Source organism: Sphingomonas radiodurans, from assembly GCF_020866845.1.
Lineage (GTDB): Bacteria > Pseudomonadota > Alphaproteobacteria > Sphingomonadales > Sphingomonadaceae > Sphingomonas > Sphingomonas radiodurans.
In genome coordinates this window covers 112,702-130,919 of the sequence record NZ_CP086594.1, presented here as the reverse complement: position 1 = coordinate 130,919, position 18,218 = coordinate 112,702, and the positions used below count along the sequence as shown (strand labels likewise).

Genomic DNA, 18,218 nt, shown 5'->3' with positions numbered 1-18,218 from the left:
TCGTCGATTTCAAGGTGATGATCCGACCGATGAAGGCGCTCAATGCGGTCGTCCCGCTGATGGGGGCGGTACTGACGCAAGGGTGAAGCTGTCGATGGGCTTATGAGCTTGGTCGTTTAGCCTAAAGTGGAAGAGGCGGCTCGGACCGTCTTCGGGAACAACATACAGGTCGCGTCCCTTCATCGCCATGCCCTCCCCGGTGTAGGGACCACCGCGGCCGAAGGGCCTGATCGGACCGATCGCTCCGGTCCGCGACGTTCGCCGGATCTTCATCGATGGCCATTCGATCCAGTCGACGGCGCCGCTCCACCACGTCAACGATCCCCCGGCGACGAGGTGACCATCGACGAACTTCATATCCTGATAGCGTGTCCTGGACGGATTCGGCACGACCCGCACCGCGACCTTGTCGCTCACATCGAAGACGTAGAGCAATTTGCTGTCCCAACTGCCCGCCACGAGTTGGCTACCCAGCGCAGCGATACACCCGAGATGGTCTGCCACCGAAATCTTCCGGCGGATCTGGAGCGTGTCCGCATCGATCTCGACGAGCATCGCAGAACTGTTCGGTTTGAGCTCTGCGACCGGAACCCAGATCGAGCGATCGGACATGGAGATGCCACCCGGATGATAGCGCACGCCGTCGGTAAGGTCCAAGCGGCGCATGATCCTGCCGGTGGTACGATCGAATTCATGCAGATAGCCCTTGCGATTAGCGCGATCGACCGATGTCACCCAGATGCGCTCGCGATCGAGTTCTAGCCCTTGGACGTGGAACAGTTCACCCTCGAGTGGCAGGACCCCCCGAAGATCTGCGTCCTCAATCGCGCCTGCGAATGGAACTGGGGAAGCGGCAACCGACAGGCTCGCGATACCCAGTAGGAGGGCGGTCAGCCGTGGCCGCGCGATCTTTCGGATCATCTGCCGTGTCCTTCTTGAAGAACGCTGGTACGGGCGCTCGCATGGCAAGGTTTTGTGTCAGCAAGACTGTAGTTTTGTTTAGTATTTGCGCGAAGAAGGTCAGATCCGTGACAGTTAAGAACAGGGCATGATCACGTAGAGCTGCACCGCAGACATTCACCGAACATGTTTCATATTGTCGAAGCATCAGGATCATCGCCACCCGGTGGGACGACAACTAGGCTCTACCATGAAAAATCGGGGCGGCCCGCGTGTGCAAGCCGCCCCGCAGTTCAGGGAGCATCGGGCAGGGTAAGCCGCCCGATCGTCGGCGCAGACAGGGGGGACGGCGCCGACATCTAAGCTCTAGGCGGGCCGTGTTGCTGCATCATGTCGGTCACGGGTAATGTTGTTGCAGCCCGGCAACGTTGACGCGGCGGCAACGCGGGAAGAAGGGAAGCGGATGATCGCGACCGCCTCTCACGCCGCCTCAAGTCCCGCCGCGCACCCCGCTTCGCACCGTCGCGTGCTGCTGGCGAGCTTCGTCGGCACCACGGTCGAATTCTACGATTTCTATATTTATGCGACCGCTGCAAGCCTCGTGTTCGGCCAGATCTTCTTCCCTGTCGCTGAACCTGGGATGCAGCAGATGGCAAGCTTCGCAACGCTTGCCGTCGCCTTCTTCGCGCGGCCGGTGGGAGCGGCATTCTTCGGGCATTTCGGCGATCGAATCGGACGCAAATCGACGTTGGTCGCCAGCCTGCTGACGATGGGTGTGTCGACGACGCTGATCGCGTTCCTGCCGACCTATGCCGACGCGGGCTGGTGGGCGCCCGCGATCCTGTGCCTGCTGCGCTTCGGCCAGGGCTTCGGGCTCGGCGGAGAGTGGGGCGGGGCGGCGCTGCTGGCGGTGGAGAACGCGCCGCCGGGGTGGCGCGCGCGGTTCGGTTGCGCGCCACAGATGGGCGCGCCGGCGGGGTTCATTGCCGCGAACGGGCTGTTCCTGCTGCTTGGGCTTTGGCTGACGCCCGATCAGTTTCGTGACTGGGGCTGGCGCATCCCGTTCCTCGTCAGCGCGCTGCTGGTGGGCTTGGGCCTGTGGATCCGGCTGAAGCTCACCGAAACCCCCGAATTCGCCGCCTCACTCGAGGAAGCGCCACCCCCGGCGGTGCCGCTGGCGGAGCTGATGCGTCATCATGCGGCCGCGACTTTGGCCGGCACGATCGGCGCGATCGCCTGCTTCGCACTCTACTATATCGCGACCGCCTTCACGCTAGGCTACGGCACAAAGACGCTCGGTTATCCGATGCAGTCGATGCTGCTCGTCCAGCTCGGCGCTATCCTATTCATGGCCGCTGGCATTTATGCCTCGGCGTGGCTCGCCGATCGGCGGTATGACGAGCGGCGCGTGCTGGCAGGCGGATGCGTCGGGGTCGTGCTGGTCGGGTTCCTGCTCGCACCGATGCTCGGGTCGGGATCGCTCACGCTCGTGTTCGCCTATCTGTCGCTGGCGCTGCTGCTGATGGGCTTTGTGTACGGCCCGCTTGGCGCGTGGCTGCCGGGGCTGTTCCCGCCGCGCGTGCGCTACACGGGCGCATCGATGGCATTCAATGTCGCTGGTGTGCTCGGCGGCGGACTGACGCCACTGGTGGCGCAGGCGCTCGCGGGCAAGTTCGGGCTAGGCGCGGTCGGGCTTTATGGCAGCGCTGCGGCGGCGTTGAGCCTCGTCGCGCTGCTTGCTGTGCGGCCCCAGGCATCGGCGCCTGCGCTGGTACGGTAGCCTTAAGGCGCGGCTTGCCGCAGGATCGTCAGCTTCGCCTTTCCGTGGACGCGCACAGTTTCCACCTCGAAACCGTCGACCTCGATATCCTCGTTTTTCGCCGTTTCGATGCTGATCCACGTCGCTGGCGACACCCAGCCGAGTCGCGCCAGCTTGTCGAGCGCCACCGCACCCGCGCCGGTGCCGTAAGGCGGGTCCATCAGGATCACGTCCAGTGGCGCGCGGGCCGGGCCGAGCGCGAGGACGCTGGCGGCGCGGACCTCGGCCCCCGTGGCGCCAAGCGTCGCGACATTCGCGCGCAACGCGTCGAGCGCGGGGCGATCGTGTTCGACGAACAAACATGTCGCCGCGCCGCGCGACAGCGCCTCGATTCCGAGCGCGCCGGATCCGGCGAACAGATCTGCGACGGCCAGTCCGTCGAAGCTGCCGACGCGGCTGGCAAGCATCGAGAAAAGCGCCTCGCGCGTGCGGTCGGCGGTTGGCCGAGTCGCCTCACCCTTGGGGGCGACGAGCGGGCGGCCGCGCCATTGGCCAGCGATGACGCGCATCAGCGATCACTCCTCGGCCGGTTGGGCCGTGGCTTGCCCGGCCCGGACCGGGGCCCGGTTGGTCGCGGGGCTCCAGGGCCAGACCCGCCGGCACGCGGCGCGGTTGAACGCGGGCCGGCTGAACGCGGGCCTGACGGCCGCGCATCGGCCGTACGGGGGGCCGGCGAGGAGCGCGGTGCCGCCGAGCGTGGCGTGTCCGAGCGGGGCGCGGCCGCGCGCGGCTTGGCAGTGCGGTCGGATCGAGCGGCAGGTTCCGCATCGCTGCGGGTCTCGCGGAACGTGCGCGACCGATCGGTGCGGCCCGTGCTGGCGCGGGTCGCGACCGAGCCATCGGCGCGGCGTCGCGGCTCGTTCTTCGCCGCCGCACGAGCGGGTCGAGACGGCCGCTCTGTTCGCTCCGTACGGTTTGGCCGCTGGGCCGGCTCGATCCGCTCGGGACGTCCCGAGCGGTCGGGTCGCTTCGGAGCCGCGATCGGCTTCTGGATCGCGTCGATCGGTGGGGCCACTGGCTCAATCGCACGGCGCCTCGCCGGCTGCGGCAGTTCGCGCCGCGTGGGATCGGCGCGGAAGCTGTCGACGTCATGTCGCCGCACTTCGCCGATCTGTCCAGGCTTTAGGTCGCCGAGCAGGAATGGACCGTAACGTGTTCGGATCAATCGGCTTACCTGCAACCCGAGATGTTCAAGCACGCGCCGCACCTCTCGGTTCTTGCCTTCCTTCAGGATCATCTCGATCCAGACATTGGTGCCCGTGCGACGTTCGATGTTCGCGTCGATCGATCCATAGCGGACGCCCTCGATCTCGACCCCCTCGATCAACTCCTCGAGCTGCGGCTGGCTTACCCGGCCATAGGCGCGGGCGCGATAGGCGCGCTCTACGCCGGTCGCGGGCAGTTCGAGCTGGCGCTTGAGCCCACCGTCGGTGGTCATCAGCAACAGGCCTTCGGTGGCGAGATCAAGCCGCCCAACAGGCATCAGCCGCGGCAGGCCTTTGGGCAACCGGTCGTAGATCGTCGGGCGCCCCGCCGGATCGCGCTCGGTGGTCAGCAGTCCCGCCGGCTTGTGGAACAGGAACAGCCGCGCCGCCTCCGCTGCGGCGACGGGCGCGCCATCGACGGTCACGCCGTCGAGCGAGGTAAGCAGCGTCGCCGGCGTATCGATCGGTGCGCTGTTGAGCGCCACGCGCCCCTCAACGATCATCCGCTCGATCTCGCGACGCGACGCGATCCCGGCGCGGGCGAGCAGCTTGGCGATCCGATGGGTCGGGTCGGTCGACGGGGTAGGAAAGGGCGGGGGCGACGGCGGTCCGGCGCGGGAAGAACTCGGCATGGCGTGGCTGATACATCCGTTGTGCGGTGGCGGCGAAAATATTTGCGACCGACGGGCCTGAGCAGCGTTATCGATTTCTAGCGCGTAACGATTGCGGTGGGGTGGGCGATGATATTCGGACGGAAGAAGCGAACGATCGTTCGGCTCCTCGTGGTCGAGGATGAGCCGCTCGTCGCGTTCGACACCGAACATCTGCTGATCGAGCAGAATTACGAGATCGTCGCGACCGTCGATCGGGTCGCCGATGCGCTTGCCGTGATTGCTACTGACGTTGAGATCCACCTCGTTCTAGTTGATCTGGAGCTTGCCGACGGCAGTGGGATCGACGTCGCACGCGCCGCCAACGGTCGCGATATTCCAGTGATGTTCGTGACGGGCAATCTGGTCGGTCAGGCGGAAGAATATGCGGCAGGATGGCTTTCCAAACCATATGCGCAGCGCGATCTGCTTGCTGCAATCACCGCCATTGAAGCAGCGTTGGATGGTCGGCGAACGCGACGGTTGCCGAATGGGTTTCGGCTATTTGCGGCGGTGGCCTCTCCAGGGGTCAGGCCGACCGCCGCATGAAGCAACTCAGCTGACGCGGGGTTCAATCGATTCGTCGTCTATACCGTCTGGCGAGACGAACCCAGTGCCATCATGGGGCCCGTCCATTGCGCTGGTTTCATTGACGCCGCTGTCATCAAACACGTCATTATTTTACGCCTTGGACACGTCGTCTTGCACCTTCGGCGGACTGTCTGGCGAGGTATCGGGCTGATCGGCGTCGATATTGTCGGGGGGTGCGTTACCGCCGCGGGGATCGGACATCTCAGGCGCTTGGCTGGATGGGCGCGGGGTCTTCGCTCGGCATACTGGGTGCCGGCTGGTCGAAGTCGGGCGTGGGGGGCGTAACCTCGGGCGGGGGTGTCTCTGGCTGCGCCGGCTGGGTCGGCTGTGCAGGCACTTCGGTCGGGGGAATCGTAGCCATTTGTATGTTCCTCTCGGGGGATAAACGCCTATCGCGCCGGTCGGTTGCTCGCGCCGCTTGCCGAGTGCCCGCGCGCGGTATAGAGGCCCGCGACCGGCGGTGCCTCATGCGGGCGTGGCGGAACTGGTAGACGCGCTTGGTTTAGGTCCAAGTATCGCAAGATGTGGGGGTTCGAGTCCCTTCGCCCGCACCAGTCATCCGCGGCGTGTTCGCGGACAGGCACCATCCACGAAATTCTGTTGAAGGCACGAAGATGCAGACTGTCGAGACGTTGAACGAGGGCCTGAAGCGCGCCTACACGCTGACCATTCCCGCCAAGGATATCGAGGGTCGCGTCGATGCGGAATTGAAGCGTGTCGCGCCGCAGGTGAAGATGCCCGGGTTCCGCCCAGGGAAGGTGCCGGCGAACCTCGTGCGCAAGATGCACGGCGCATCGCTGCTGCAGGACGCACTCAACACGTCTATTCAGGAAGGCATTCAGTCGCTGATCGCCGAGCAGCAGCTGCGCCCCGCAGTGCAGCCGTCGGTGGCGCTGGCTGAAGGCTACGAGCCAGGTAAGGACGCCGAGCTCACGGTCGAGCTGGAGATCCTGCCGCAGGTGCCCGCACCCGCGATCGACGGTCTGAAGCTCGAGAAGCTAACCGTCCCCGCTGACGACGCGGTGATCGACGAACAGCTGCAGAAGTTCGCCGACCAGTCGAAGCGCTGGGAGGACGCCGAGGAAGGCTATGCCGCGCAGATGGGCGATCTCGTCACCGTCGATTTCGTCGGCAAGACGATGGATGGCGTTGCGTTCGAGGGCGGCACTGGGAGCGACATGGCGGTCGAGCTCGGCGCGGGTCGGCTGATCCCGGGCTTCGAGGACCAGACGGTCGGCGTGAAGACTGGCGATGAGCGCCAGATCACCGTGACCTTCCCGGAGGATTACCAGGCGAAGGAACTCGCTGGGAAGGACGCGACCTTCGATCTCGTCGTCAAGTCGGTGAAGACCGCCGGCGAAGCGACGATCGACGAAGAACTGGCCAAGAACCTTGGGCTCGAGAGCCTCGAACAGCTGCGCGGTCTCGTCCGCGGGCAGGTCGAGCAGGAACTTGGCGGCCTTACGCGCACGTACATGAAGCGCAAGCTACTCGATCAGCTCGCCGCCGATCACGATTTCGAAGTGCCGCCATCGATGGTCGAGGCTGAGTTCCAGCAGATCTGGCACCAGCTCGAGCATGAGGCGAGCCACGAGCCCGATCCCGCCGCCGCAATGGAGGAAATGGAGAAGGAGCGCGACGATTATCGCAAGATCGCCGAGCGTCGCGTCCGTCTCGGCCTGCTGCTGAGCGAAATCGGCCAAGCGAATGGCGTCGAAGTGTCGCAGCAGGAAATGAACCGGCTGATCGCGCAGGCGGCGCAGCAGTACCGCGGCGAAGAGCAGCAGCGCTTTATCCAGTATATCCAGCAAGAGCCGATGGCCGCTGCCCAGCTGCGTGCGCCGCTGTACGAGGACAAGGTCGTCGATTTCCTGTTCGAGAAGGCTGAAGTTACCGAGCGCGAGACGACGCGTGAGGAGCTGGAAGCTGCAATCGAGAGCGAGGACGGTTTCGCGACCGGCACGCATCACCACGACCACGACAACCACAAGCCAAAGCAGAAGGCCGCCGAGCAGGGTGCCGAGGATGCTCCCGTCGAGGACGCGGCCGTCGAGGCAGGCGCCGACGAGGCCGAGGTAAAGCCCGCGAAGAAGGCAACGTCGCGCAAGCCGAAGATCGTCGAGACGGCTGCGGCCGATACCGCAACTGCGGACGAAGCCGAGAGCACCGACGAGGCTCCCGCGAAGAAGCCCGCGGCGAAGAAGGCTGCAAAGCCGGTCGCGCAGGACGACAACGCCGCAACTGAAACGACGCCGGCCAAGCCGCGCGCCAAGAAGGCTGCGACTAAGCCGGACGCGTAAACTCTTTCGTCACGACGGGCCGGCCCCGGCATCCACCCTTCCGCAAGAACCTTCGGCTAAGAGCTTGCGGATGGATGGACCCCGGCTCAAGCCGGGGTGACGGAGGGAATTTGGACTTGCCTGCACCAACGATCGCCGTCCTGCTGCCGTGCTACAACGAGGAAGCGGCGATCGCGCAGACCATCGCGGGCTTTCGCGCTGCGCTGCCGGATGCCCGGATCTACGTTTTCGACAACAATTCGGGCGACCGCACCGTCGAGGTGGCGCGTGCGGCAGGGGCGATCGTCCGCACCGAACGGATCCAGGGCAAGGGCGCGGTCGTGCGGCGGATGTTCGCCGATGTCGATGCGGACGTCTATGTCATGGCGGACGGCGATGCGACCTATGACGCCGCATCCGCGCCCGCACTGGTACAGCGGATGCTCGACGAGCAGCTCGACATGGTCGTCGGCTGCCGCATTGGCGAGGCAGCGGCGGCGTATCGGCGTGGGCATCGGTTCGGGAACGCGCTCCTGACGGGGATGCTTGCGAAGCTGTTCGGCCGAAGTTTCAGCGACATCTTAAGTGGTTATCGCGCGTTTTCACGACGGTTTGTGAAGAGCTTCCCTGTGCTGTCGGTCGGATTCGAGATCGAGACGGAGATTTCCGTCCATGCGCTAGAACTCAAGATGCCAGTCGCCGAGATCGAAACGCCATACTTCGCCCGGCCGGAAGGTTCGGAATCGAAGCTCAGCACTTATCGTGACGGCTGGCGCATCCTCGGCACGATCGCCACGCTTTACCGAATCGAGCGGCCGCTCTGGTTTTTCGGCGCATTCGGCGCGGCGCTTCTCGTCCTGGCGGTGGTCCTCGCGATCCCGCTGGCGATAACGTACGCGCAAACCGGACTGGTACCCCGGTTCCCGACCGCTATTCTGGTCACGGGCCTCACCATCTTGGCGGCGTTGTGCGGGTTCGCTGGATTGATCCTCGATACGGTGGTGCGCGGCCGACGCGAGGTGCGGCGGCTTGCCTATTTAGGCCATCGCGCACCGGGCGCGGCGTGAGATCGCTGGCCAGCGGTCGTGTGCCGCCCTACGGTTCGGAAATGGCTATCCAAAACATTCGTTGGACTGCGGCTTTTGCGCTGCTCGGCGCACTCTGGTCGACCGGCGCCGCCGCGCAGGAGCAGCCCGAGCCCCGTCGCATTCGCATCGGCGTTGGTCCGCAGCTCGTCCCGCGTTATCCGGGTGCGGACGGTCATGTCGTGCGACCGTTCTTCGACCTTGCGCTTGCACGCGGCGACACCCCGTTCGAGTTTGAGGCGGCCGACGAGAGCGCAGGCCTTTCGCTGCTGCGGGCGCAGGGATTTTCGGCCGGGCCGGCGATCGGCTTCGAGGGCGCGCGCCGCACGCGAGACGTTCCCGGCGTGCGCAGCGTCGGCTTCACCGTCGAGGCCGGAGCGTTCGTTCAGTACAGTCTCGCCGCGCCGCTGCGTGCCCGGCTGGAAGTGCGGCAAGGCATCGGAGGCCACCGCGGCTTGGTCGGCGTTGCGAGTGTCGATTACATCGCGCGCGATCGTGACGACTGGCTGTTTGCGATCGGCCCACGCGTCACTGCGTCGAGCGGACGCTATCAGCGCGCGTACTTCGGCGTGCCGGTCGCCTCGGTCGCAGCATCTGGCTTGCCTGCCTTCGAGCCATCGGGCGGCGTTCATGCTGTCGGTGCAAATGCCAGCTATCTCAGGCAGATCACGCCGCGCTGGGGCGTCCTGGCCTATGGCAAGTACGATCGACTGATCGACGACGCGGCCGAGTCGCCGATCGTGCGGCGCGCCGGGTCGCGTGATCAATGGTCCGGCGGCCTCGCGCTCACCTATACCTTTTCGCGGCAACCCGACTGATCAGGGCTGGCGGGACCAGCCGCGGCGGGGCTTGAACTACCCGCCAGCGCGCGCGACATAGACGTTCTTCAGGGCATAAGAGAGAGTTTCCATGCATAATCCGTTCGAGACCGGCGATTTCACGGGCGCTCTCGCGCGCGCCGGCGTCGGCATGCAGCAGACGCAGGCTGGCCTTGTCCCGATCGTGATCGAGCAGTCGAATCGCGGCGAGCGCTCGTTCGACATCTTCAGCCGCCTGCTGCGCGAGCGCATCGTCTTCGTGACGGGCGGCGTCGAGGACGGCATGGCGAGCCTGATCACGGCGCAGCTGCTGTTCCTCGAATCGGAAAATCCGAAGAAGGACATCTTCATGTACATCAACTCGCCGGGCGGGGTCGTCACGGCGGGCATGGCGATCCATGATACGATGCATTACATCCGGCCGCGTGTCGGCACCGTCTGCATCGGCCAGGCCGCCTCGATGGGCAGCTTCCTGCTCGCGGCGGGCGATCCCGGGATGCGCGTCGCGCTCACTAATTCGCGGATCATGATCCATCAGCCGTCGGGCGGTGCGCAAGGCATGGCCAGCGACATCGAGATTCAGGCGCGCGAGATTTTGCGGATTCGTGCCCGGATGAACGAGCTGTACGCGAAATATACCGGGAAACCGATCGAGGTGATTGAAAACGCCATGGACCGCGACAAGTTCATGAGCGCTGACGAAGCGCGCGAGTTCGGCCTGATCGACGAGGTGTTCGACAAGCGGCCGGCACCCGCCGACGATATGTCGGCGGCGGCCTGACAATCGTTAGCCTTTTTCCGGCATTGCCGGATCGTGACCGGCCGGGTTACCATGCTCGGCCGGCAAAGGATGGAATTGAATGACTAAGCTCAGCGGCGGTGACTCGAAGAGCACACTTTATTGCTCGTTCTGCGGCAAGTCGCAGCACGAAGTTCGCAAGCTCATCGCCGGGCCGACCGTGTTCATCTGCGATGAGTGCGTCGAGCTGTGCAACGACATCATTCGCGAGGAAACCAAGTCCGCGCTGGTGTCGAAGAAGGATGGTGGCGTGCCCACGCCGCAGGAAATCTGCGACGTGCTGGATGATTACGTCATCGGCCAGAAGAAAGCGAAGCGCGTCCTGTCGGTCGCGGTGCACAATCACTACAAGCGCTTGAACCACGGCGCGAAGGGTGCCGATGTTGAGCTGGCGAAGTCGAACATCCTGCTCGTCGGGCCGACCGGCTGCGGCAAGACGCTGCTCGCGCAAACGCTCGCCCGCATTCTCGATGTGCCGTTCACGATGGCCGATGCGACGACGCTGACCGAGGCGGGTTACGTCGGCGAGGACGTCGAGAACATCATCCTTAAGCTGCTCCAGGCGTCTGACTATAACGTCGAGCGCGCGCAGCGTGGCATTGTTTACATCGACGAAATCGATAAGATCAGCCGCAAGGCCGAGAACCCGTCTATTACGCGTGACGTGTCGGGCGAGGGCGTGCAGCAAGCACTGTTGAAGCTGATGGAGGGCACCACGGCCTCCGTCCCGCCGCAGGGTGGGCGCAAGCATCCGCAGCAGGAATTCCTGCAGGTCGACACGACGAACATCCTGTTCATCTGCGGCGGCGCCTTCTCTGGCCTCGAGAAGATCATTGGCGATCGCTTGCAGGGCAAGTCGATCGGCTTCGGCGCGTATGTCGCCGCGCCGGAGGAGCGCCGTACTGGTGAGATGTTGCGCCAGACCGAACCTGAAGATCTGCTCAAGTTCGGCCTGATCCCCGAGTTCGTCGGCCGCTTGCCGGTAATCGCGACACTTGAGGATCTCGACATCCCCGCGCTCGTGAAGATCCTCAGCGAGCCGAAGAACGCGCTGGTGAAGCAGTATCAGAAGCTGTTCGACATGGAGCAGGTGAAGCTCGGCTTTACCGACGACGCGTTGGTAAAGGTTGCTCGCAAGGCGATCGACCGCAAGACCGGCGCGCGCGGGCTGCGGTCGATCCTCGAGGCAATCCTGCTCGACACGATGTTTGAGCTACCTGGGATGGATTCCGTTGATGAGATCATGATCGACAGCGACGTGGTCGAGGGCCGCAAGGAACCGATCCGCGTATACGCAGAGAAGAAAAAGGCGGGCGCGGGAGCTGCCTGATCGGGCTTTTTCGTGAATGCGCGGAATAATGAGCGGGCGCCGAGCGATCGGCGCTCGTTTCCGTTGGGATCGATCCCGTCGTTGTGACATTCGTCAATCGACCCCGGGAGATCCGATGACGGACAAGCTAGTGAAAGCCGATGCAACCGTGCCGCCCGAGGCCCGGCGGGCTTTGCTACACCGCATCGGGCTTCCGTGGTGGACGATGCTGTTCCCGCTGCTTGCAATCCTAGCGGTCGCAGTTTCGCTCTACGCCGTACCGACGATCGGAACCGCTGCCGCAGCCTTCGTGCTGATCGGCGCCGTCCTCGCGGCGGTGCATCACGCAGAGGTGATCGCGCACCGCGTCGGCGAACCGTTCGGCACGTTGGTGCTCGCCATTGCGGTGACGGTGATCGAAGTGTCGCTCATCGTCAGCTTGATGCTGTCGGATGCAGGCGACGCGTCGGCGCTAGCGCGCGATACCGTCTTCGCGGCCATCATGATCATTCTCAACGGCATCGTCGGCTTGTGCTTGATGGCTGGCGGGTTGCGGCATGGCGAGCAGAGCTTCACGTTGAGCGGGGTCAGCGCGGCGCTGGCGGTGCTCACCGCACTCGTCGTGCTGTCGCTGGTGCTACCGAACTACGTCACCAGCGCCGCGGGGCCGGTCTATTCGCCGTCGCAACTGGTGTTCGTCGCGGTCATCTCGCTGTTCTTGTACCTGATGTTCGTGCTCGTGCAGACCGTGCGACACCGCGATTACTTCCTGCCGTCCGAGGATCTGCCTGAGGACGCGCACGCTGATCTGCCGAGCTTTACGGCAACGACTGCGGCGCTTGGCTTCCTCCTCCTGGCGCTGGTGGGTGTCGTGCTGCTCGCGAAGGGACTATCGGCCGCGGTTGAGGGCGCGGTTCTCGATGCCGGGTTGCCGCTGGCCGTCGTGGGCGTGGTGATCGCCGCGCTAGTGCTCGCACCCGAGAGCCTTGCAGCCTACCGTGCTGCCAAGCGCAATCGCTTGCAGACCAGCCTTAATCTCGCACTGGGATCGGCACTTGCGACGATCGGGCTGACGATTCCCTCGGTGGCGATCGTGTCGCTCATCCTCGACCTGCCACTGGCGCTCGGCATTGGGCCTAAGAGCATCACGCTGTTGGTGCTGACGATGTTCACGATCACATTGTCGCTCGGCACCGGTCGCACGACGATCCTGGGCGGCGCCGTGCATCTGGTGATTTTCGCTGCTTATCTGTTCACCACCGTGGTGCCGTGATCTCACCCTCTGCGACGGTAATAGGGCAGTCAGAAGACCGTGATCGCCGCGATCGCCGTCAGCGCGAGCAGGCAGGCGCTCGACAAGACGAACAACACGAAGCGCGGCTGGACCCGGTTGACCGTGGCCTGCACCAGGCTGTGCGCGATCCGCAGGATGACATAGCCCCAGGCCAGCACCACCGCAGCGCCACGACCGGCATCGGCCAGCGCCAGCACGCCGCATACAGCGTAGAAGATCGTCGGCTGTTCGAGCAGATGATTGTAGTTATGCGCTTTCCACTGCGCCTGCGCAGGGAGCGATCGATCGGCGTCGGACGCCTTCGTGCCGACAAGACCACTCATGCGGATGCCTGCCTTGCTCAGCGCCGGCAGGCGGGTTGCGAACATCCAGCCGAGCATGACCAACGTCCAGCCGATCAGGACGATGACTGGCTGGAGAATGGCAAGGTCGTTCATCGCGGCAGATCTAAGCCAGCCTGGTTCTACGATCCAGACACAACATCACCCCGGCAGACGCCGGGGTGATGTCGTTAAACGATCAATCGAACAGCTTCGCCCAGCTGCGCTTGGCGCGGTCCTTCCAGTGGCCGCGGTGGTAAGCGTCGCTCGCGAGCAGCGGCATCACCGAGCCGGCTTCCGCGAACACCATCTGTTCGATCCCGGTGTTCACCTTGCCCCAGCTCGCGGCTTCCTGCAGCGTCGAGGACGAGCATGCGCCGTCACGCACGTCGGCCACGGTGATCTGCACCGCATATTTGTGCACAGCGACATCGTCGTGGCCAAGGATCTCGGCGCAGACGACCGTGTCCTGGATAAAGTTCTTCGGCACGCCGCCACCAATCATCAACAGGCCCGTCGTTACTGCCTCGATCTTGATCTGCGTGAGCTCGCGGAAGTCTGCGATCGCGTCCAGAAGCAGGTACGGCTTGCCCGCCTTGGCACGATCGACCTGATGCTTGACAAGCCCGAAGCCGGCCGAGCTGTCGACGAACGCCGGGCAGAAGATCGGCACGTCATGCTCATAGGCGAGCTTGACGAGGCTGTTGTCCTTCTTGCCATGCTCGACGAGATACTTGCCCATCTCACGAATGAACGCACGCGAAGAATAAGCCTTGGGCTCAAGCGACTCGGCGATCTCGAAGATCGTGTGATCGACATTCTGGAGCGCTTCTTCGTCGATGTACGTATCGTAGATGCGATCGATGTAGAGCGAACGCAGCGTGTCATCATCAGGGATTTCAAGCGCTTGATAGTGCTTGTGCCCAAGCCCCTCGAAGAAATCCATGTCCACGATCGTCGCGCCGGTAGCGACTATGCAATCGACCATGTTCGAGCGGACGAGTTCGGCATATAGGTCCATGCAGCCACCAGCCGAGGTCGAGCCAGCGATCACCAGCACGACCGTGCAATCCTTGTCGGCCAGCATGTCATTGTAGATCTTGGTTGCGCGGCCGAGATCACGGCTGGTGAAGCTCATGTCACTCATCGCGTCGACGATCGGGCGAGCGTCGAACGACGTGATGTCGATGTGCTTGACCTGCTTCGAGAGCAGCTCCGCCTTGCGCGTATCGTTGATCGGGGCGTTTGCCGCCGCCGTCTTGGTGAGGGTGTCGGTCATGGGTTGCTCTCGCATAATATGCGCGCGTCGTTCGTGGGGGACGCGCTAACCCGTGGCGCGGCAGCGCCCGACCGAGCGCCGCCGCGTCAATGATGTAGGTACGACGTTACAGCTTGACGACGTTCGACGCGACTTCGTCTTCCACGTCGACGTAGAGCGACGCCATCGGTTCGTCTTCGACGATCACCGTCTCGTCCGACCCGAAGCCATTGAACGCGGTGCGCATCGCCGAGCCATAGGCACCGAGCATGCCGATCTCGAAATAGTCGCCAGCAACGACGTCTGCCGGCAGCAGGAACGGACCTGCCATGTGATCGAGATCGTCGCAGGTCGGGCCGTAGAACGAGAACGGATGATCGCGCACCGTCGACTGCGGCTCGCGCAGCAGGTTAACCGGAAAGCGCCAGCCGATGTGTGCCGCATCGAACAGCGCACCGTAAGCGCCATCGTTTATATACAGCTCGTTGCCGCGGCGCTTCTCCACGCGCACGATCAGCGAGGCATATTCGGCGCACAGCGCACGACCCGGCTCGGCCCACAGCTCAGCGGAGTAGCTGATCGGCAGGCTTTCGAACGCGCGATGGATCGTCTCGAAGAAACGCTCTAGTGGCGGCGGCTCCATCCCCGGATAGGAGGAGGGGAACCCACCACCGACGTCGATGACGTCGACCGTCACTGCTGCGTCGACAATCGCCGCACGCACGCGCTCCATCGCATCCGCATAGGCTTCGGGCGTCATTGCCTGGCTGCCGACGTGGAAGCAGATGCCAAGCGCGTCCGCGGCCTGCCGCGCTGCGAACAGCAACGGCTTGGCCTCGTGCGGCGCCACGCCGAACTTCGACGCGAGGCTGAGCTTCGAGTGCTCGGACGACACGCGCAGCCGGACGCACAGCGTCAAGTCCGCGGCGTTACGCGTGGCGAGCATGATCTTCTCGAGCTCTTCGAGCGAATCGAGGCTGAACGTACGCACGCCATGCGTGAAATACGCCTCGGCGATCGCTTCCTCGGCCTTCACCGGGTGCATGAAGCACAAGGTGGCGTCGGGCAGCGTACGCGCGACCAGCCGCACCTCGGCGATCGAGGCGACGTCGTAATGGGTGATGCCGTTATCCCACAGGATCCGGATCAGCTCCGGCGAGGGATTGGCTTTCACGGCATACATTGAGCGTCCCGGGAACTTCTCGACGAAGAACCGGGCGGCACGTGCCGCGGCATGCGGACGAACAAGAGTAACCGGCTGAACCGGCTTGGCTTGTGCGATGTCGAGGGCGCCCGAAACAAAGGTTGGAGCGACGGTCGATAGGGGCGCTAGCCCCAGCGCGCGATGATCCTGGTACAAATCAAGGGACCTCCAGTGCCAAAGGGCAAGCCCCCCGGTCTTCTGTTGTTTAAAAACACTGCCTTGCGGTGGAAGTCCCATGGGGCAGCGGAGGCGCGAATTAGGGTTGATAGCCGCGCATGTAAAGCGCTTTCGTGGATCCATACTCGCAGCGAGGACGATTTGTGACAATTGTGCGACAGCCTACCCGCGCCGGCGTGCGTGATGCAGCGGCGAAGATCGCCGCGATCCTTCCGCCTACACCGATCTTTGTTCAGGAAATCAGGGGGGTGCCGGTCGCCTTTAAGGCTGAGTCGCTGCAACCGGTTGGCGCGTTCAAGATTCGTGGCGCTTGGCATCGGCTGACCGCGCTGGACGTCGAGGCGCGAGCACGTGGCGTGGTCGCCTTTTCGAGCGGCAATCATGCGCAGGGGGTCGCCTGGGCGGCGAAGCGGCTCGGCATGGCGGCGACGATCGTGATGCCGGCGGATGCGCCGCGCGCAAAGGTGGAAGGAACTCTGGCGCTGGGCGCTGAGGTGGTCAGCTATGATCGCGCGACCGAATCGCGCGAACAGATCGCCGCGCGGCTCGCCGAAGCACGCGGCGCCACGCTCGTCCCGAGCTTCGACGATGCGTGGATCATCGAGGGGCAGGGGTCGGCCGGGATTGAGGCGGGCGCGCAGATGGAGGCGGCGGGGCTCGGCGCGCCGACGATGGTGGTGGTGCCGTGCGGCGGCGGTGGCTTGGCGGCGGGGATCGTGCTGGCGCTGCCCAACGCCGCAATCACCGTTGTCGAGCCCGAAGGGTGGGATGACATGCGTCGAAGCCTTGAGGCGAGCTGGATCCTCCCAGTTGGCGACACGCCGCCGCCGACCGCGTGCGACGCGCTGATGACCAAACAGGTTTCATCGCTGACGTTCGACATCCTCTCGCGGCGCGACGCCACAGGCATCGCCGTGGGCGAGCAGGAGATCGCCGCAGCGCAGCGTTGGGCAGCGGAGAAGCTGCGGTTGGTGGTCGAGCCGGGCGGGGCGGTGGGGCTTGCCGCCGTGCTGACGGGGAAGATCACGCCTGTAGCGGGGATGCTGGTGGTGCTGTCGGGGGGCAACGTGGACATAGACGGCTATGCGCGCGCGCTTGCCGCGCGCTAGGAGCCAGCGCCAATGAACCCCGTCTTCACTGGCCTCGCTGCCGCCGCACCCGCAATTGCCATGATCGCTGCTTTCGCCAGTGCGCTGGGCGGCGGCTGGATGATCAAATCGCGCCGCAACGCAAAGAAGGGCTGGCTGATGATCGTGATGGCGGTGGTTTTGGTCGGCAACGTGCTGATCTGGACGATCTAGCGCTTAGCCATCGATCGCCGTGCCGCCCCAGCGGCGGCGCAGCCGGCGGTGGCGGTGGCGAAACAGCCGGGCGATCAATAGGCGTGTTGCGACCGGTGCAACGCGCGGCTCGAAGGTTAACCGGTCGAGCAGCGACGTGCCACGCGGATGAATCGATATCGACCGTTCATGACGCCACGAGCGCAAGCCAGTGACCGGCGAACATTCAACGAACCCCTCGCCGATATCGAGCGATGCCAGGGTCAAGTCGATGCGGCCGACCGGAACGATCGCCGCCAGCATTAGCGTGAAGCGACCAAGCGGACGCCTCGGCACGAAAGCCTCGCTATCGAGTCGATCCAGCCCAGGCTGCCCGCGCATCGTGGCGATCGGCCGCAACTCGTCGTTGATGCACTCGAGATTGGTGATCGCCCGCCAGATGTTTGACCGATCAGCGTAAAGTACGCTGGCACAGGTCAGGACGCTGGCGGGTGATGATGAGATCACCGGATCGGCGAGTTCGGATCCAGCCGCATATCGAGGTAGTTATCCACCGACTTCATCAGATCGGGCATCTCGTGCTCGAAGAAGTGGTTTGCGCGCGGGATCGTATCGTGGTGGATCGTGATGTGCTTTTGGGTGCGCAGCTTGTCGACCAGCTTCTGCGTCGCAGGCGGCGTCGCGACTTCATCCTCGGCACCCTGGATGATGATGCCCGACGAAGGGCAGGGCGCCAGGAAGGTGAAATCGTAGAGATTCGCCGGTGGCGCCACCGAGATGAAGCCGCGGATCTCAGGACGACGCATCAGCAGCTGCATACCGATCCACGCGCCGAAACTGAACCCGGCGATCCACGTCGTCTGTGCCTCGGGGTGGAAGCTCTGCACCCAGTCGAGCGCGCTCGCCGCGTCGGATAGTTCGCCGACGCCATTGTCGAACGTGCCCTGGCTCTTGCCGACGCCGCGGAAGTTGAAGCGCAGGGTCGCGAAACCGCGGCGCTGGAAGGTCTTGTAGAGCGCCTGCACGATGTGATTGTTCATCGTGCCACCAGCGGTCGGATGCGGATGAAGGATCATCGCGACCGGTGCACGTGGCTTGGGACCTGGGGCGAAACGCCCTTCGAGACGGCCCTCGGGGCCGGGAAAGATCACTTCGGGCATCAATACTCTTGTCGGCTGGGCGACGCCGGGTGTGGCGCGCGGAATGCGGCGCTATATAGGAAAGCTTGCC

18 protein-coding genes and 1 tRNA gene are annotated in these 18,218 nt (G+C 64.3%); 11 read left to right on the top strand and 8 right to left on the bottom strand.

Annotated features, from left to right (window positions below; all coding sequences use genetic code 11):
* Positions 1–39: 39 nt before the first annotated feature.
* Positions 40–921 carry a DUF6454 family protein gene (locus tag LLW23_RS00655; RefSeq protein ID WP_228946874.1) on the bottom strand — a complete coding sequence of 294 codons (882 nt, stop codon included), beginning with the start codon at positions 919–921 and terminating at the stop codon, positions 40–42.
* Positions 922–1,363: 442 nt separating this feature from the next.
* On the opposite strand from LLW23_RS00655, the gene LLW23_RS00650 reads away from it, so the two are divergent.
* On the top strand, positions 1,364–2,680 hold the full coding sequence (locus tag LLW23_RS00650) for an MFS transporter (protein ID WP_228946873.1): 1,317 nt from the start codon (positions 1,364–1,366) through the stop codon (positions 2,678–2,680).
* A 2-nt stretch (positions 2,681–2,682) separates the two neighbouring features.
* Here the strand turns inward: LLW23_RS00650 and rsmD are convergent, their stop codons facing one another.
* Together rsmD and LLW23_RS17640 are read right to left on the bottom strand one after the other, a co-directional pair.
* On the bottom strand, positions 2,683–3,228 hold the full coding sequence (gene rsmD / locus LLW23_RS00645; RefSeq protein WP_228946872.1) for a 16S rRNA (guanine(966)-N(2))-methyltransferase RsmD: 546 nt from the start codon (positions 3,226–3,228) through the stop codon (positions 2,683–2,685).
* Positions 3,228–4,556, bottom strand: a complete 1,329-nt coding sequence (locus LLW23_RS17640) for a pseudouridine synthase (RefSeq protein ID WP_408642001.1) — start codon at positions 4,554–4,556, stop codon at positions 3,228–3,230. The genes rsmD and LLW23_RS17640 overlap by 1 nt, the downstream gene beginning before the upstream one ends.
* 108 nt (positions 4,557–4,664) lie before the next feature.
* On the opposite strand from LLW23_RS17640, the gene LLW23_RS00635 reads away from it, so the two are divergent.
* The 8 genes from LLW23_RS00635 (at position 4,665) to LLW23_RS00600 (ending at position 12,728) form a co-directional block, all read left to right on the top strand.
* Positions 4,665–5,123: a response regulator gene (locus LLW23_RS00635; RefSeq protein ID WP_228946871.1), complete on the top strand. Its 459-nt coding sequence runs from the start codon at positions 4,665–4,667 to the stop codon at positions 5,121–5,123.
* 511 nt (positions 5,124–5,634) lie between these two features.
* Positions 5,635–5,719, top strand: a tRNA-Leu gene (locus tag LLW23_RS00630).
* 60 nt (positions 5,720–5,779) lie between these two features.
* Positions 5,780–7,465: a trigger factor gene (gene tig / locus LLW23_RS00625; RefSeq protein WP_228946870.1), complete on the top strand. Its 1,686-nt coding sequence runs from the start codon at positions 5,780–5,782 to the stop codon at positions 7,463–7,465.
* 74 nt (positions 7,466–7,539) lie between these two features.
* Positions 7,540–8,511, top strand: a complete 972-nt coding sequence (locus LLW23_RS00620; RefSeq protein ID WP_228946869.1) for a glycosyltransferase — start codon at positions 7,540–7,542, stop codon at positions 8,509–8,511.
* Positions 8,512–8,552: 41 nt separating this feature from the next.
* Positions 8,553–9,347 carry a MipA/OmpV family protein gene (locus tag LLW23_RS00615; RefSeq protein WP_228946868.1) on the top strand — a complete coding sequence of 265 codons (795 nt, stop codon included), beginning with the start codon at positions 8,553–8,555 and terminating at the stop codon, positions 9,345–9,347.
* Between the two features lie 91 nt (positions 9,348–9,438).
* Entirely contained in the window at positions 9,439–10,128 is a 690-nt protein-coding gene (locus LLW23_RS00610) for an ATP-dependent Clp protease proteolytic subunit (protein WP_270049246.1), read from the top strand.
* A gap of 79 nt (positions 10,129–10,207) precedes the next feature.
* Entirely contained in the window at positions 10,208–11,476 is a 1,269-nt protein-coding gene (clpX, locus tag LLW23_RS00605; protein ID WP_228946867.1) for an ATP-dependent Clp protease ATP-binding subunit ClpX, read from the top strand.
* Positions 11,477–11,591: 115 nt separating this feature from the next.
* Entirely contained in the window at positions 11,592–12,728 is a 1,137-nt protein-coding gene (locus LLW23_RS00600; RefSeq protein ID WP_228946866.1) for a calcium:proton antiporter, read from the top strand.
* Positions 12,729–12,757: 29 nt separating this feature from the next.
* Here the strand turns inward: LLW23_RS00600 and LLW23_RS00595 are convergent, their stop codons facing one another.
* From LLW23_RS00595 to LLW23_RS00585, 3 genes are all read right to left on the bottom strand, one after another.
* Entirely contained in the window at positions 12,758–13,186 is a 429-nt protein-coding gene (locus LLW23_RS00595; protein WP_228946865.1) for an MAPEG family protein, read from the bottom strand.
* Positions 13,187–13,268: 82 nt separating this feature from the next.
* Positions 13,269–14,348 (bottom strand): 1,9-bis(guanidino)-5-aza-nonane synthase, encoded by a 1,080-nt coding sequence (locus LLW23_RS00590; protein WP_228946864.1) that lies wholly within the window; start codon positions 14,346–14,348, stop codon positions 13,269–13,271.
* A gap of 106 nt (positions 14,349–14,454) precedes the next feature.
* Positions 14,455–15,687 carry a type III PLP-dependent enzyme gene (locus LLW23_RS00585; RefSeq protein WP_228946863.1) on the bottom strand — a complete coding sequence of 411 codons (1,233 nt, stop codon included), beginning with the start codon at positions 15,685–15,687 and terminating at the stop codon, positions 14,455–14,457.
* Between the two features lie 164 nt (positions 15,688–15,851).
* Between LLW23_RS00585 and LLW23_RS00580 the strand changes: the two genes are divergently transcribed.
* Entirely contained in the window at positions 15,852–16,817 is a 966-nt protein-coding gene (locus LLW23_RS00580; protein ID WP_228946862.1) for a threonine ammonia-lyase, read from the top strand.
* Between the two features lie 12 nt (positions 16,818–16,829).
* Entirely contained in the window at positions 16,830–17,009 is a 180-nt protein-coding gene (locus LLW23_RS00575; RefSeq protein WP_228946861.1) for a hypothetical protein, read from the top strand.
* Positions 17,010–17,012: 3 nt separating this feature from the next.
* On the opposite strand, the gene LLW23_RS00570 is transcribed toward LLW23_RS00575, so the two are convergent.
* Both LLW23_RS00570 and LLW23_RS00565 read right to left on the bottom strand, forming a co-directional pair.
* The gene (locus tag LLW23_RS00570) at positions 17,013–17,495 is read right to left on the bottom strand and encodes a hypothetical protein (RefSeq protein ID WP_228946860.1); all 483 of its coding nucleotides are present in this window, start codon (positions 17,493–17,495) and stop codon (positions 17,013–17,015) included.
* Positions 17,492–18,148: an alpha/beta hydrolase gene (locus LLW23_RS00565; protein WP_228946859.1), complete on the bottom strand. Its 657-nt coding sequence runs from the start codon at positions 18,146–18,148 to the stop codon at positions 17,492–17,494. The genes LLW23_RS00570 and LLW23_RS00565 overlap by 4 nt, the downstream gene beginning before the upstream one ends.
* Between the last annotated feature and the right edge of the window lie 70 nt (positions 18,149–18,218).

Excerpts from the sequence above, each read along its gene's own strand:
- LLW23_RS00655 (WP_228946874.1), bottom strand. The coding sequence starts at position 921 with ATGATCCGAAAGATCGCGCGGCCACGGCTGACCGCCCTCCTACTGGGT.
- LLW23_RS00650 (WP_228946873.1), top strand. The coding sequence starts at position 1,364 with ATGATCGCGACCGCCTCTCACGCCGCCTCAAGTCCCGCCGCGCACCCC.
- rsmD (WP_228946872.1), bottom strand. The coding sequence starts at position 3,228 with ATGCGCGTCATCGCTGGCCAATGGCGCGGCCGCCCGCTCGTCGCCCCC.
- LLW23_RS17640 (WP_408642001.1), bottom strand. The coding sequence starts at position 4,556 with ATGCCGAGTTCTTCCCGCGCCGGACCGCCGTCGCCCCCGCCCTTTCCT.
- LLW23_RS00635 (WP_228946871.1), top strand. The coding sequence starts at position 4,665 with ATGATATTCGGACGGAAGAAGCGAACGATCGTTCGGCTCCTCGTGGTC.
- tig (WP_228946870.1), top strand. The coding sequence starts at position 5,780 with ATGCAGACTGTCGAGACGTTGAACGAGGGCCTGAAGCGCGCCTACACG.
- LLW23_RS00620 (WP_228946869.1), top strand. The coding sequence starts at position 7,540 with ATGGACCCCGGCTCAAGCCGGGGTGACGGAGGGAATTTGGACTTGCCT.
- LLW23_RS00615 (WP_228946868.1), top strand. The coding sequence starts at position 8,553 with ATGGCTATCCAAAACATTCGTTGGACTGCGGCTTTTGCGCTGCTCGGC.
- LLW23_RS00610 (WP_270049246.1), top strand. The coding sequence starts at position 9,439 with ATGCATAATCCGTTCGAGACCGGCGATTTCACGGGCGCTCTCGCGCGC.
- clpX (WP_228946867.1), top strand. The coding sequence starts at position 10,208 with ATGACTAAGCTCAGCGGCGGTGACTCGAAGAGCACACTTTATTGCTCG.
- LLW23_RS00600 (WP_228946866.1), top strand. The coding sequence starts at position 11,592 with ATGACGGACAAGCTAGTGAAAGCCGATGCAACCGTGCCGCCCGAGGCC.
- LLW23_RS00595 (WP_228946865.1), bottom strand. The coding sequence starts at position 13,186 with ATGAACGACCTTGCCATTCTCCAGCCAGTCATCGTCCTGATCGGCTGG.
- LLW23_RS00590 (WP_228946864.1), bottom strand. The coding sequence starts at position 14,348 with ATGACCGACACCCTCACCAAGACGGCGGCGGCAAACGCCCCGATCAAC.
- LLW23_RS00575 (WP_228946861.1), top strand. The coding sequence starts at position 16,830 with ATGAACCCCGTCTTCACTGGCCTCGCTGCCGCCGCACCCGCAATTGCC.
- LLW23_RS00565 (WP_228946859.1), bottom strand. The coding sequence starts at position 18,148 with ATGCCCGAAGTGATCTTTCCCGGCCCCGAGGGCCGTCTCGAAGGGCGT.